Below are 13,139 nucleotides of genomic sequence, written 5' to 3'. Positions count from 1 at the left end.
CAAAGCTTTAACGCAAAAGTACCGTCGTCTGACAGTACAAACCCTGAATAAATCACCAACAAATGTGTATCAATCGTCGACGGCGTCGAGAAACTCGTCTGCCACGGGCATCTCGCCCATGCGCGACGGAACATTCAAACCGAAATGCAGATAGGCATGCCGGGTCACCACCCTGCCCCGTGGCGTGCGCATGATGTAGCCCTGCTGGATCAGATACGGCTCGAGCACGTCTTCAATGGTGTGGCGTTCTTCACTGATCGCCGCCGCCAGACTGTCGATGCCGACCGGGCCGCCGTCAAACTTCTCGATCATGGTCAACAGCAGGCGCCGGTCCTGGTGATCGAAACCGTGTTCGTCGACGTCCAGCAGGTTCAGCGCCAGATCCGCCACCGCTTTGGTGATGTGGCCCTTGGCGCGCACTTCAGCAAAATCGCGCACCCGTCGCAGCAGACGGTTGGCAATTCGCGGGGTGCCACGGGCGCGACGGGCGATCTCGAACGAACCTTCCGGATCCAGCGGCAGACCGAGAATGGCCGCCGAACGACTGACAATCGTCGCCAGATCCGCTGTGCTATAGAACTCCAGACGCTGGACGATACCGAAGCGATCACGCAATGGATTGGTCAGCATGCCCGCGCGGGTGGTTGCGCCAACCAGAGTGAACGGCGGCAGATCGAGCTTGATCGAGCGCGCCGCCGGCCCTTCGCCAATCATGATGTCGAGCTGGAAATCTTCCATCGCCGGGTACAGCACTTCTTCAACGATTGGCGACAGACGATGAATTTCGTCGATGAACAGCACGTCGTGCGGCTCAAGATTGGTCAGCAGCGCGGCCAGATCACCCGGGCGTTCCAGCACTGGCCCGGAGGTGCTCTTGATCGACACGCCCATTTCCTGGGCAATGATGTTCGCCAGCGTGGTCTTGCCCAGCCCCGGTGGGCCGAAGATCAAGGTGTGATCGAGAGATTCGCTCCGGCCACGGGCGGCCTGGATAAACAGTTCCATCTGCTCGCGCACGGTCGGCTGGCCAATGTAATCGGCCAGGCTGACCGGGCGAATGGCCCGGTCCTGGACTTCTTCGCGCTCGCGCGGGCTGTGCGCGGCGGCGATCAGACGATCAGCTTCAATCACTTAAATCATTCCCTTCAGAGCGCGGCGGATCAGGTCTTCGCTGCTCAGGTTCTTGTCTTTGATCGCGGAAATCGCCTTACTCGCTTCCTGCGGCTTGTAGCCCAACGAGATCAACGCACTGACCGCATCAGTCTCGGCGCTGTTGACCGGCGCCGGCCCATCCGGCTGATTCGGCACCAGCGCGAACATCGCCGGCGTGGTTTCCCAAGCCTTGAAGCGGTCTTTCAATTCGACCAGCAGGCGTTCGGCGGTCTTCTTGCCAACCCCCGGCACCTTGGTCAGCGCCGAGGTATCCTGGGACTGTACGCAACGTACCAGTTCATCGACTTCCAGACTCGACATCAATGCCAGTGCCAGTTTCGGCCCTACGCCGTTGAGACGAATCAGTTCGCGGAAAAAGTCTCGCTCACGCTTGCCGGCAAAGCCATAGAGCAATTGCGCATCTTCGCGTACGACCAAATGGGTGTGCAGGGTCAGCGGTTCACCGACCGACGGCAGCCGATAAAGAGTGGTCATCGGCACTTCCACCTCATAGCCGAGGCCATTCACATCGAGAATCAGGTGCGGCGGCTGTTTCTCAGCCAGGGTGCCGCGCAAGCGTCCAATCACGTTTTGAATCCTTGAGCGCTGGCCAGCCGTGGGCTGGCGACGATTGAAGGTGGCTTGCACGCCGACAACACAGGCACCGCAACGCCACTTTCAGGAAAATTGATGCTGATGCTATCAGAGACGCAGGCGCCCGCCACGACTGCGTGCGGTTCCCAGACCGTGCGGTAGCAGGCTTGAGCGTGTATGCGCATGGCAAATGGCGATAGCGAGGGCGTCGGAGGCGTCGATTTGCGGCTTGCTGGTCAGTTTGAGCATGTGCATGACCATCATCTGCACCTGCTCTTTATTGGCCGCACCGGTGCCGACCACGGCCTGTTTGACTTGCGTGGCGGTGTATTCGGCGATTTCCAGGCACTCTTCGGCGCCCGCGACGATGGCCGCGCCGCGCGCCTGACCGAGTTTGAGCGCCGAGTCGGCGTTTTTCGCCATGAACACCTTTTCGATGCCCATGGTCACCGGGCCGTAGGTCTTGATGATCTCGCGCACACCGCGATAGACGATTTGCAGACGCTCATGCAGCTCGCCGGACCCGGTGCGAATGCAGCCCGAAGCCACGTAAATGCAGCCGCCGCGCCCGGTATCGCGAACGATCCCGTAACCGGTGATGCGCGAACCGGGGTCGATACCAAGAATTAGAGTCATAACGCCTGCAGATTCATAAAACGATTTACCTGACAGCCAATAGCAAATGTGGGAGCGAGCCTGCTCGCGAAGGCGGTATGTCAGCAGATACAGGTGCTAATGACACACCGCTTTCGCGAGCAGGCTCGCTCCCACAAGGAAGACTAGTCGCTTATCAGCCAAGCTGAGCAGCCACGTCTTCCGGGATATCCGCGTTGGAATAGACGTTCTGCACGTCATCCAGATCCTCAAGCATGTCGATCAGCTTGAGCACCTTCTCGGCGCCTTCCAGATCCAGTTCGGCGCTGGTGGTCGGCTGCATGACGATCTCCGCGTCGTCGCCCTTGAACCCGGCCGCTTCCAGCGCGTTACGCACTGCATAGAAACCGGTGAACGAGGTGAACACGTCGATCGAACCGTCTTCGTGGGAGACCACGTCATCGGCATCCGCTTCCAGTGCCGCTTCGGTCAGTGCGTCCTCATCGACGCCCGGGGCGAAGCTGATCTGGCCCTTGCGCTCGAACAGATAGGCCACCGAACCGTCGGTGCCGAGGTTGCCGCCACATTTGCTGAAGGCATGGCGCACAGCTGCGGCGGTACGGTTGCGGTTGTCGGTCATGCACTCGACCATCACCGCGACGCCGCCCGGGCCGTAGCCTTCGTAGGTCAGTTCTTCAACGTTGTCCGCTTCGGTGGCACCGGCACCGCGCGCAACGGCGCGGTCGATGATGTCGCGGCTCATGTTCGCGCTCAAAGCCTTGTCCAGGGCCAGGCGCAGACGCGGGTTGGAACCCGGATCACCGCCACCCTGACGGGCCGCAACGGTCAGTTCACGGATCCACTTGGTGAAGATCTTGCCCCTCTTGGCATCCTGACGTTCTTTGCGGTGCTTGATGTTTGCCCACTTGGAATGACCTGCCATAACTTGCTCCGAATGCTCTTTGAAACCTTGCCCGCCCTGCCGAGGCAGCGGCCGGCAATCGAAAAATTCGACCTGAGAAAGAAAAAAGGCGCATCCGAAGATGCGCCTTCAGGCCCGTCTTACTCAGCCTTTGGCGTTTCGCGCAGGCGAATGTGCAGCTCGCGCAATGCCTTGGCATCCACGACGCCCGGAGCCTGCGTCATCACGTCGGCAGCACTCTGGGTTTTCGGGAAGGCGATCACTTCACGGATCGACTGGGCGCCGGTCATCAGCATCACCAGACGGTCCAGACCGAAGGCCAGACCACCGTGCGGCGGTGCACCGTACTTCAGCGCGTCGAGCAGGAAGCCGAACTTCTCTTCCTGTTCCGCTTCGTTGATGCCCAGCAGGCGGAATACCGCTTGCTGCATTTCCTTGCGGTGGATACGGATCGAACCGCCACCCAGCTCGGTGCCGTTCAAGACCATGTCGTACGCACGGGACAGTGCGCCGGCCGGGTTGGCTTCGAGTTCCTGCGGGGTGCACTTCGGTGCGGTGAACGGGTGGTGCAGCGCCGAGAAGCTACCGTCGTCGTTCTCTTCGAACATCGGGAAGTCGACGACCCACATTGGTGCCCACTCGCAGGTCAGCAGCTTGAGGTCGTGCCCGAGCTTGATCCGCAGCGCGCCCAGGGCTTCGCTGACGATCTTGGCCTTGTCGGCACCGAAGAACACGATGTCGCCATCGACTGCGCCAACGCGATCGAGGATCACGTTGAGCTTGTCTTCCGGGATGTTTTTCACGATCGGCGATTGCAGACCTTCAACACCGGCAGCACGCTCGTTGACCTTGATGTACGCCAGGCCCTTGGCACCGTAGATGCCGACGAACTTGGTGTAGTCATCGATCTGCTTGCGCGGCATGCTCGCCCCGCCTGGAACGCGCAGCGCGGCGATGCGGCACTTCGGATCATTGGCCGGGCCGCTGAACACTTTGAATTCAACTTCTTTGAGCTGGTCGGCAACGTCAACCAGTTCCAGCGGAATACGCAGGTCCGGCTTGTCCGAACCGTAGCGGCGCATGGCTTCTTCGAAGGTCATGTGCGGGAATTCGCCGAATTCCAGATTCAGCACTTCCTTGAACAGGTTGCGGATCATCTGCTCGGTCAGGCCCATGATCTCTTTTTCATCGAGGAAGCTGGTCTCGATGTCGATCTGGGTGAATTCCGGCTGACGGTCGGCACGCAGGTCTTCGTCACGGAAGCACTTGGCGATCTGGTAGTAACGGTCGAAGCCGGCCACCATCAGCAGTTGCTTGAACAGCTGCGGCGATTGCGGCAGGGCGAAGAACGAACCGGCGTGGGTACGGCTCGGCACCAGATAGTCACGCGCACCTTCCGGGGTGGCCCGGGTCAGGATCGGCGTTTCGACGTCGAGGAAGCCGTTTTCGTCGAGGAAGCGGCGGATGCTGGTGGTCATGCGCGAGCGCAGACGCAGCTTCTCGGCCATTTCCGGACGACGCAGGTCGAGGAAGCGATAGCGCAGGCGGGTTTCCTCGCCAACGTCGGAGAACTCGTTGAGCGGGAACGGCGGGGTTTCCGACTCGTTCAGCACTTCGAGTTCGTAACCCAGCACTTCGATCATGCCCGAAGCCATGTTGGCGTTGGTCGCCCCGGCCGGACGCAGACGCACCTTGCCGGTGATTTTCACGACGTATTCGCTGCGCACGCGATCGGCGGCGGCGAAGCTCTCGGCGCGATCCGGATCGAACACCACCTGGGCCAGACCATCACGATCACGGATGTCGAGGAAAATCACCCCGCCGTGGTCGCGGCGACGGTGAACCCATCCGCAAAGGGTAATTTCCTGGCCTTCCAGGCTTTCGTTCAGTTGGCCGCAATAGTGGCTGCGCATCATGGTGTGGTTCGCTTCTCGTAATTCGAAATTCGGTGGAGTAACTGTCGCCTTCAAGCAAGGCGGCCACTCACGCGTGTCGTTCGTTCAGGGTTTGAACCCTAGTCAGCTTTGTCGCCACCGGCCAGATTCTTCTTGGCTCCGGTCTTGAAATCGGTCTCGTACCAACCGTTGCCGCTGAGGCGAAAACCCGGCATGGACAGCTGTTTCTTCAGTTCGGGCGCCTGGCAGGCAGGGCAGTCGACCAACGGTGCGTCGCTGATCTTCTGAATGGCTTCCAACTGATGACCACAGGAAGCACATTGGTAATCGTACATTGGCATGGGGGTGTCTCGGCGATCAGATTGCTGCCGCGCGCGGAGCTTTGCGGCGAAAGCGCGGGATTATATCGATTAAATGCGGGCTGTGCAGCCGTAACACTGCACAGCCCGCAACCTCGTTGCAACCGCCGTTTCAGCGCGAAACGGCGGGTGCGAGGTCTTTGATCCCGTTCATGACGCAAACCACGCGTACCAGCGCACTGAAATTTTTCACCCCACCGTGACGCAGATGCACCTCACGGTCGACATGGGACAGCAGTGTGCTGATCGAACAATGATTGGCCTCGGCCATGCCGCCGAGGATATTCCAGTAGACCTGTTCGAGTCGCAGGCAGGTCGCAAAACCATTGAGGCGAATCGATCGCGACAACGGCCGGATCAGATTCATGTCGAACTCGCTGACAAACGGGTCGACTTTTATAACGTGCCGCGAAGCCGACATCCTGTCGCTTCGCCTGTCTCCTTCTACCATAGCGTTGACACTCCTTTGCCATGACTGCTGATTTATAAGGCAACATCCTGCGCCTTAATAAAAACCCAGTGACAAAGTTAGCGCCATACGACTTGTTGACCAGCCTCGTAGGATAAGCCAACGACAATGGTAAGAGTCTGGACAGCGTGCGGACGAGCTCAAGCCGTCCGCAGCGGCCGGATCACTCTTCGAGCAGCGCGCGCAGCATCCACGCGGTTTTCTCGTGCACCTGCATGCGTTGGGTCAGCAGATCGGCGGTCGGCTCGTCGCTGACCTTGTCCAACAGCGGGAAGATACCGCGTGCGGTACGGGTCACGGCTTCCTGGCCCTCGACCAACTGCTTGATCATGTCTCCGGCGCTCGGCACACCGACTTCTTCCTTAATAGAAGAAAGACGCGCGTAGGTCGCGTAGGCACCCGGTGCCGGGAAGCCCAACGCACGGATACGCTCGGCGATCGAATCGACGGCCAACGCCAATTCGTTGTACTGCTCCTCGAACATCAAATGCAGCGTGCGAAACATCGGGCCGGTGACGTTCCAGTGAAAGTTATGGGTTTTCAGATACAGCACGTAGGTGTCCGACAGCAGTCGCGACAACCCTTCGACGATGGATTTGCGGTCTTCTTCACTGATACCGATATCAATGGCCATGCTTACCCCCTAACAATGAGTGAATTCATCCAGCAGGTTCGCACCCACTTTAGCAAGGCACGCGCCCGCTCGCAGCTATGAATCAGTGATCTAACTGCGACAAATCGACCGTTTCTCTGCCGCTGGCCGGGCTGATTTGAGTAGCCGCAGGCTTTGCTGTTAAATAGGCAGTGTGTCGCCATGCCCTATTTTCCGGGGCGTTGCGCATAGGCTGATGCCGTGTACGTGTCCACCGCCTCTTATTTTGTCCTGAAGCGAACCGTGCGCCTTCAGCTCTTCCTTGTGAGCCGTCATAATGTGAGCCAATCAAAATGTTGAAAATCGTCCACCTGCTAATGGGCGCAGCAGCCTTGCTGCTGTCGTTCATACCCAGCCTGAAAGCCGAAGCCGTTCCTTACCTGCAACAGCCCGATGCACTTTACCTGGCCTTTTTCGGCCTGCTGAACCTGGTTATCGCTCCAGTAATTCCCTACTGGAACAAAGGCCCGCGCCAGCATCTGCAAAATCTGGTCAGCGCCCTTCTGGTACTGACTGTCGTCCTGCAAACCTTGACTTTGATCGCACCGATGCCGGTCATCGCTGGCCAGCCAGCCGTATTGTTCAGCCTGGTGATCGCGCTGGTTGCCGTGCTGCTGCACCTGGCCGTCAGCTTTTACAAATCGTCACCGGCCGCTGCGCCGACTAGCTATGACATGAGCAATCGCGATACCGGCACCGTAAAGTGGTTCAACACTTCCAAGGGTTTCGGCTTTATCTCCCGAGATTCCGGCGATGATATTTTCGTGCACTTTCGCGCCATTCGTGGCGAAGGCCACCGTGTTCTGGTCGAAGGCCAGCGCGTCGAGTTCTCGGTGATGAACCGCGACAAAGGCCTGCAAGCCGAGGACGTGATCGCCGCTCTGCCGCGTCGCTGATCCAAAGCAAAAAAAACCGCGAACAGCCTGGCTGTCCGCGGTTTTTTTATGCCTGCCGAATGGCTCAATAATGCGGCGGTGGCGCATCTTCTTCAAAAGCACCGAACTGCCCGACCATTTCTTCGTGACGCTTGATCAGCGCTTCCATCTGCAATTGCAGGCGCTCGATGACTTTCTGCTGGGCCACCAGCACATCGTTCAATGCCTGAATGGTGTCATCCTGAAAGGCCAGACGGCTTTCCAGATCGGTTACGCGCTCTTCAAGGCTCATGACTCAGCCCTCCACAAAGGTGAATTCTTCGGTCAGCACCAGACGCAAGCGTTCGCGAATGGCCGCAACCTGCTCGGCGCTGTAAGGCTTGCCCGGGTGTTTGCCCCAGACCGGCGCCGGCCACGCAGCATCATTGCGTTTACGCACGATGACATGCATATGCAGTTGACTGACAACGTTACCCAGTGTTGCGACGTTCAGCTTGTCAGCGTCGAACGAATCCTTGAGCAACTCGGCCAGCGTGGTGGTTTCCTGCCAGAGCTGCTGCTGATCGGCGACATCCAACTGAAACAACTCGCTTATATCCTCGCGCCGAGGCACCAGGATGAACCACGGGTAATTGCTGTCGTTGGACAGCAACAGCCGGCACAACGGAAAGTCACCGATGACCAGGGTGTCCTGTTGAAGTCGTGAATCCAAAGCAAACACTGTGAGCACTCCCGTTGATCCTATGACTCAGCTTAGCGGCGGCACCAAAAAGGCGGCGCGCCAAGCGACAGGACGGCAGCATACCTGCGAATGCAGCGGGCTTCACGCTCCCCCCGGCAGTAATTCGCCAAGCGCGCCGACATGAGACATTTATCCAGGCCACGCACCAATACAGGCCCGGACATGAGCCTTGACGTGAAGAGCCGCAGGAAAATCCTTGATCTGCCATGCCTCAGGTCAGTCGCCTGCGGATTGACCAAGGCTTGATTGTGATTTTTTTGCACCAAAACTGCACAACACGTCTACGCTCAGTGGGTCGAGCATCCGCCAAATACTCAATATGGGGTGAACCGGTAACGTTTTTTGCTGTCCCGCGCACCTTTGGTGCGTTGCAACACCATTGGGCAAACCACGTCAAGCGTGTGACAAAAGAGGCTCGAGGCCCCGTTTTCACAAGGTTTTCACATATGCGGGCGCCCCACAGAAAAATAACCGCAGCAATTTCGCGGTTTGTGCACGCTTGTTGCATTCGTAACCGTATGGACTATAAGCGCACCACTGGAAGTGGTCGCCTGAAGCCAATAAAAACAGTGGCAGGGTTGCCCGATGGAGATTCAAGTGTTTTGCCAGGGACTCTTTTTTAGCGATGCAAAAAGGCCCGGAAACAGCGATAAAGTTGTCAGTCCGGCTGCATCGGTACTGTGAATTTGCGACATCCAGCGCTCCTTTCGCGACAACGCCGTAAAGAAGCTGAAAGGTTGGTTTCGCAAGTATCGCCAACATTGTCGGCGTGATATAAGTTTGCGCCGACACAAAAAGAAAGAGCCGCCCAGATAATAAAACAGGTGGGACGGCAGTACTCTTCTAAAACCAAAGGAGCAAATCACGATGCGCGTGATGAAGTGGAGCATGATCGCACTGGCAGTTGCAGCAGCAGCCAGTTCGCAGTTGGCTACGGCCGCCCCGTTTGTAAGTGACCAGGCAGAAGCCAAAGGTTTCGTTGAAGACGCGACACTCACCGAGACGTTGAAGAACTACTACTTCAACCGCGACAACAAGAACGGTGGCCGTGACCAGAAAGACTGGACCCAGGGTTTCCTCGGCAACTTCACCTCCGGTTATACCCAGGGCACCGTGGGTGTAGGTATCGATGCCTACGGCTATCTGGCCTTGAAACTGGATGGCGGTGACGGTACCTCCGGTACTGGCAACATGAGCCGTAGCGATACCGTCAAGGCGAACGGCTATGCTCGCGACGTCAATGACAGTCAGGGCAAGGCAGGCGCTTCGATCAAGTTCCGCGTCTCCAAGACCGAACTGAAATTCGGCGACATGCAGCCAAGCACTTCTCCAGTGTTCGCTGTCGGCGGTTCCCGTATCCTTCCGCAAACTGCCACTGGCTTCCAGTTGCAGAGCAGCGAAGTCAAAGATCTGGACCTGGAAGCCGGCCACTTCTACTCCGGCTCCAGCCAGGACAAGAACGCACGCGATGGCGGCCTCTACGCTACCTACGCCGGTGTTGAAGCGAACAACATCGACTACTTCGGCGGCAAGTACTCGATCACTGACAACCTCACTGCATCGCTGTACGGCGCCAAGCTGGAAGACATCTGGAACCAGTACTACGCCAACGTGAACCTCACCACCCCGTTCGGTGGTGATACTTCGCTGAACACCGACTTCAACATCTACCGCACCACCGACACCGGTAGCGCCGAAGCGGGCGACATCAGCAACACCACGTTCTCGCTGGCAACCGCTTTGTCGTTCCTCAAAGCGCACACCTTCACCCTGGCGTTCCAGAAGGTCAACGGCGACACCCCGTTCGACTACATCGGCGTGGGCAAGAACAACCGTGGTGGCGACTCGATCTTCCTTGCCAACTCCATCCAGTACTCTGACTTCAACGGCGCTGGCGAGAAATCCGTGCAAGCCCGTTACGACCTGAAAATGGCCGAGTACGGCGTTCCTGGCCTGAGCTTCATGGTTCGTTACGTCAAAGGTTGGGATATCGACGGTACCAACACTCCAGCTGGCAGCGCTTACGCCGGTCTGTATGGTGAAGATGGCAAACACCACGAAACCAACTTTGAAGCCAAGTACGTTGTTCAAAGCGGTCCGGCTAAAGACCTGTCCTTCCGCATTCGTCAAGCTTGGCACGTTGCCAACGCCGACGAAGGTGAAGGCGACGTCAAAGAGTTCCGTCTGATCACCGAGTACCCGCTGAACATCTTGTAATTGTCAGTGGTTAGTTTCACAGCATAAAAAAAGGCCCATCTTCTGATGGGCCTTTTTTATTTTCACTTATTCAAAAGACTGACTAGCAAAGCAAGTAGTTAGCTAGCAACCTATCATTGCGCCGCCGATTCCTGCACTACGCGTATAACCCGCTGCGGAAACGGAATATCAATACCAGCACTCTTCAAACGATCACGCGCCTGTTCATTGAACATGAACATCACATCCCAATAATCCGCAGTTTTAACCCAGACGCGCAGGGACACCGTGATCGAACTGTCACCCAATGTCGAAATCACCGCCTGTGGCTCCGGGTCCTGCATGACGCGGGGATCCTTGGCCAGATCCAGCAATACCTGGCGGGCCTTCTGCAGATCCGCTTCGTAATCCACGCCAACATCGAACACGACTTTGCGGGTTGGCTGACGGTTGGTGTTGGTGATGATGCCGTTCGACAGATTGCCGTTGGGCAGGATGATGGTCTTGTTGTCACCGGTACGCAGCACAGTGTGGAAAATCTGGATGCTGTCGACGGTGCCCGCCACGCCTTGGGCTTCAATCCAGTCACCGATGCGGAACGGGCGAAACAGCAGAATCAGCACGCCGCCGGCGAAATTTGCCAGGCTGCCCTGCAGGGCCAGACCGATCGCCAGACCGGCAGCACCGATAGCCGCAACGAACGAGGTGGTTTCGACGCCGATCATCGACGCGACGCTGACAATCAGCAGCACCTTGAGAATGATGTTGGCCAGGCTGCTGATAAAGCCTTGCAGCGCCAGATCGGCATTGCGCAGAGCCAGCAGACCGCCGAGTTTCTGCGTGACCTTGTTGATCAGCCACCAGCCGATCGCCAAGGTAATCACTGCCAGCAGTACGCGGCTGCCGTATTCCATGATCATCGGGATCCACGCCTGGGACGCCTTGACCAGGTGGTCCACTTCCGCATTCAAATCCATGTTCTATCTCCTGATTTCCGGCTTCCCGGGGTGTATTCAAAACAACAAAACAACTGTGGGAGCGAGCCTGCTCGCGAAAGCGGTGTGTCAGTCAACTCTTCGCTGAATGAAACACCGCATTCGCGAGCAGGCTCGCTCCCACATAGCCTTCAGACCAAGCTTAGTCGCGGAAGTTGTTGAACTGCAGCGGCATGCCGAATTCCTTGGCACGCAGGGCCGCGATGGCTTCCTGCAGGTCGTCGCGCTTCTTGCCGGTGACACGCACCTGCTCGCCCTGAATGGCGGCCTGGACCTTGAGCTTGGCTTCCTTGATGTGGCCGACGATCTTCTTCGCCAGCTCTTTGTCGATGCCTTCCTTGAGGATGGCGTCCTGTTTCATCAGCTTGCCGGAAGCGTAGGCGTCCTTGACCTCAAGGCACTGCACGTCGATCTTGCGCTTGGTCAGCGCGAGCTTGAGGATTTCGATCATCGCTTCGAGCTGGAAAGCCGCTTCGGCGGTGAGGCTGACAGTCAGGTCTTTTTCCTTGAACTCGAAGCTGCCTTTACCTTTCAGGTCATAACGACGATCGAGTTCCTTCACGGCGTTCTCGACCGCGTTGGTGAGTTCGTGTTTGTCCAGTTCGGATACCACGTCGAACGACGGCATGTAATCTCTCCAATAAAAAGGCGCGCTCGATGTGCATGGAGCGCGCTTGGCTTGCGGTTAAAATCGGGCTCATTATAACGGGTCTTTTCCTACCGATACGGCGAGCCGCACATGCCTGCAAGCAATCGAGCAAAAAACTGATGTCGACCACCTGGCACGTACTTGGCGCCGGCAGTCTCGGCACACTCTGGGCGACACGTCTGGCCCGCGCCGGCTTGCCCGTGCGCCTGATCCTGCGCGATGCGGCGCGCTTGCAAAGCTACGAGACAGTGGGCGGATTAACCCTGGTAGAAAACGGACAAGCTCACACCTATGCAGTTCCCGGCGAAACCCCTGACAGCCCCGAGCCCATTCGCCGATTGCTGGTCGCGTGCAAGGCCTATGACGCCGAAGAGGCCGTCGCCCGTCTCGCTTCACGCCTCGCTCCGGACGCCGAACTGATCCTTCTGCAAAACGGCCTCGGCAGTCAGGACGCCGTGGCCGCGCGGGTACCGCAAGCGCGCTGCATCAGCGCCTCCAGCACCGAGGGCGCGTTCCGCGCTGGCGATTGGCGCGTGGTGTTCGCCGGCCACGGTTTCAACTGGCTGGGCGATGGCGCAAATCCGCTGGCGCCGATCTGGCTGGATGACCTGCAAGCGGCGAACATTCCCCATGAATGGAGTGCTGATATCCTCACTCGACTGTGGCGCAAACTGGCGCTGAACTGCGCGATCAACCCACTGACCGTGCTCCACGATTGCCGCAACGGCGGGCTGAGCGAGCATCACTGCGAAGTCGCCACACTCTGCGCCGAACTGGCGGAACTGCTCCAACATTGCGGCCAGCCGGCTGCGGCGGACAATCTGCAAGCGGAAGTCGAACGAGTGATCCACGCCACCGCCGCCAATTACTCTTCGATGTATCAGGACGTCGCCAACCAGCGCCGCACCGAGATCAGCTATCTGTTGGGCCACGCCTGCAAAGTCGCTGAGCGCCATCAGTTGCACCTGCCGCATCTGCACCAGTTGCAGCAACGTCTGGTCGCTCATCTGCACAAGCTTGGATTGCCCAGCGACTGAGCAGCCGC

At 58.2% G+C, this 13,139-nt stretch carries 15 protein-coding genes; 3 read left to right on the top strand and 12 right to left on the bottom strand.

The features are described 5' to 3' along the window. Nucleotides 1-69: 69 nt before the first annotated feature. The 8 genes from ruvB to AC4IHP_RS17015 form a co-directional block, all read right to left on the bottom strand. Complete coding sequence (gene ruvB / locus AC4IHP_RS17050; RefSeq protein ID WP_024014087.1) at nucleotides 70-1,131, bottom strand: Holliday junction branch migration DNA helicase RuvB; 1,062 nt, start codon at nucleotides 1,129-1,131, stop codon at nucleotides 70-72. Continuing rightward, nucleotides 1,132-1,740: a Holliday junction branch migration protein RuvA gene (gene ruvA, locus AC4IHP_RS17045; protein ID WP_460121001.1), complete on the bottom strand. Its 609-nt coding sequence runs from the start codon at nucleotides 1,738-1,740 to the stop codon at nucleotides 1,132-1,134. A gap of 114 nt (nucleotides 1,741-1,854) precedes the next feature. Next, nucleotides 1,855-2,382 (bottom strand): crossover junction endodeoxyribonuclease RuvC, encoded by a 528-nt coding sequence (ruvC, locus tag AC4IHP_RS17040; RefSeq protein ID WP_016773501.1) that lies wholly within the window; start codon nucleotides 2,380-2,382, stop codon nucleotides 1,855-1,857. Between the two features lie 154 nt (nucleotides 2,383-2,536). After that, nucleotides 2,537-3,283 (bottom strand): YebC/PmpR family DNA-binding transcriptional regulator, encoded by a 747-nt coding sequence (locus tag AC4IHP_RS17035; protein WP_250607526.1) that lies wholly within the window; start codon nucleotides 3,281-3,283, stop codon nucleotides 2,537-2,539. 119 nt (nucleotides 3,284-3,402) lie between these two features. Continuing rightward, nucleotides 3,403-5,178 carry an aspartate--tRNA ligase gene (gene aspS, locus AC4IHP_RS17030; RefSeq protein WP_039758189.1) on the bottom strand — a complete coding sequence of 592 codons (1,776 nt, stop codon included), beginning with the start codon at nucleotides 5,176-5,178 and terminating at the stop codon, nucleotides 3,403-3,405. A 98-nt stretch (nucleotides 5,179-5,276) separates the two neighbouring features. Next, nucleotides 5,277-5,498: an FmdB family zinc ribbon protein gene (locus AC4IHP_RS17025; RefSeq protein ID WP_016773499.1), complete on the bottom strand. Its 222-nt coding sequence runs from the start codon at nucleotides 5,496-5,498 to the stop codon at nucleotides 5,277-5,279. 130 nt (nucleotides 5,499-5,628) lie between these two features. Then, a complete protein-coding gene (locus tag AC4IHP_RS17020; RefSeq protein WP_460121004.1) occupies nucleotides 5,629-5,967 on the bottom strand; it encodes a ribbon-helix-helix domain-containing protein in 339 nt (112 codons plus the stop codon). Between the two features lie 181 nt (nucleotides 5,968-6,148). Further along, nucleotides 6,149-6,619 carry a Dps family protein gene (locus tag AC4IHP_RS17015; protein ID WP_490832258.1) on the bottom strand — a complete coding sequence of 157 codons (471 nt, stop codon included), beginning with the start codon at nucleotides 6,617-6,619 and terminating at the stop codon, nucleotides 6,149-6,151. A gap of 311 nt (nucleotides 6,620-6,930) precedes the next feature. Here AC4IHP_RS17015 and AC4IHP_RS17010 point away from each other — a divergent pair, with 311 nt between their 5' ends. Next, on the top strand, nucleotides 6,931-7,533 hold the full coding sequence (locus tag AC4IHP_RS17010) for a cold-shock protein (RefSeq protein ID WP_460121006.1): 603 nt from the start codon (nucleotides 6,931-6,933) through the stop codon (nucleotides 7,531-7,533). Nucleotides 7,534-7,597: 64 nt separating this feature from the next. On the opposite strand, the gene AC4IHP_RS17005 is transcribed toward AC4IHP_RS17010, so the two are convergent. Next, on the bottom strand, nucleotides 7,598-7,804 hold the full coding sequence (locus tag AC4IHP_RS17005; RefSeq protein ID WP_039758193.1) for a SlyX family protein: 207 nt from the start codon (nucleotides 7,802-7,804) through the stop codon (nucleotides 7,598-7,600). Between the two features lie 3 nt (nucleotides 7,805-7,807). Beyond that, nucleotides 7,808-8,233 carry an HIT family protein gene (locus tag AC4IHP_RS17000; RefSeq protein ID WP_490832257.1) on the bottom strand — a complete coding sequence of 142 codons (426 nt, stop codon included), beginning with the start codon at nucleotides 8,231-8,233 and terminating at the stop codon, nucleotides 7,808-7,810. An 888-nt stretch (nucleotides 8,234-9,121) separates the two neighbouring features. On the opposite strand from AC4IHP_RS17000, the gene AC4IHP_RS16995 reads away from it, so the two are divergent. Continuing rightward, nucleotides 9,122-10,471, top strand: a complete 1,350-nt coding sequence (locus AC4IHP_RS16995; protein WP_076563946.1) for an OprD family porin — start codon at nucleotides 9,122-9,124, stop codon at nucleotides 10,469-10,471. Between the two features lie 113 nt (nucleotides 10,472-10,584). On the opposite strand, the gene AC4IHP_RS16990 is transcribed toward AC4IHP_RS16995, so the two are convergent. After that, on the bottom strand, nucleotides 10,585-11,427 hold the full coding sequence (locus AC4IHP_RS16990; protein ID WP_460121012.1) for a mechanosensitive ion channel family protein: 843 nt from the start codon (nucleotides 11,425-11,427) through the stop codon (nucleotides 10,585-10,587). 160 nt (nucleotides 11,428-11,587) lie between these two features. Next, on the bottom strand, nucleotides 11,588-12,073 hold the full coding sequence (locus AC4IHP_RS16985; protein ID WP_016773491.1) for a YajQ family cyclic di-GMP-binding protein: 486 nt from the start codon (nucleotides 12,071-12,073) through the stop codon (nucleotides 11,588-11,590). 140 nt (nucleotides 12,074-12,213) lie between these two features. Between AC4IHP_RS16985 and AC4IHP_RS16980 the strand changes: the two genes are divergently transcribed. Continuing rightward, nucleotides 12,214-13,131, top strand: coding sequence for a putative 2-dehydropantoate 2-reductase (locus AC4IHP_RS16980; protein WP_490832256.1), 918 nt, complete (start codon nucleotides 12,214-12,216; stop codon nucleotides 13,129-13,131). Nucleotides 13,132-13,139: the final 8 nt, after the last annotated feature.

Source organism: Pseudomonas sp. UF-293, from assembly GCF_058245595.1.
This window is presented reverse-complemented; position numbering and strand designations above follow the sequence as displayed.

Bases quoted from the DNA above. Each gene is read 5' to 3' on its own strand.
- ruvC (WP_016773501.1), bottom strand. From the start codon at position 2,382: ATGACTCTAATTCTTGGTATCGACCCCGGTTCGCGCATCACCGGTTAC.
- AC4IHP_RS17035 (WP_250607526.1), bottom strand. From the start codon at position 3,283: ATGGCAGGTCATTCCAAGTGGGCAAACATCAAGCACCGCAAAGAACGT.
- aspS (WP_039758189.1), bottom strand. From the start codon at position 5,178: ATGATGCGCAGCCACTATTGCGGCCAACTGAACGAAAGCCTGGAAGGC.
- AC4IHP_RS17025 (WP_016773499.1), bottom strand. From the start codon at position 5,498: ATGCCAATGTACGATTACCAATGTGCTTCCTGTGGTCATCAGTTGGAA.
- AC4IHP_RS17020 (WP_460121004.1), bottom strand. From the start codon at position 5,967: ATGGTAGAAGGAGACAGGCGAAGCGACAGGATGTCGGCTTCGCGGCAC.
- AC4IHP_RS17015 (WP_490832258.1), bottom strand. From the start codon at position 6,619: ATGGCCATTGATATCGGTATCAGTGAAGAAGACCGCAAATCCATCGTC.
- AC4IHP_RS17010 (WP_460121006.1), top strand. From the start codon at position 6,931: ATGTTGAAAATCGTCCACCTGCTAATGGGCGCAGCAGCCTTGCTGCTG.
- AC4IHP_RS17005 (WP_039758193.1), bottom strand. From the start codon at position 7,804: ATGAGCCTTGAAGAGCGCGTAACCGATCTGGAAAGCCGTCTGGCCTTT.
- AC4IHP_RS16995 (WP_076563946.1), top strand. From the start codon at position 9,122: ATGCGCGTGATGAAGTGGAGCATGATCGCACTGGCAGTTGCAGCAGCA.
- AC4IHP_RS16990 (WP_460121012.1), bottom strand. From the start codon at position 11,427: ATGGATTTGAATGCGGAAGTGGACCACCTGGTCAAGGCGTCCCAGGCG.
- AC4IHP_RS16985 (WP_016773491.1), bottom strand. From the start codon at position 12,073: ATGCCGTCGTTCGACGTGGTATCCGAACTGGACAAACACGAACTCACC.
- AC4IHP_RS16980 (WP_490832256.1), top strand. From the start codon at position 12,214: ATGTCGACCACCTGGCACGTACTTGGCGCCGGCAGTCTCGGCACACTC.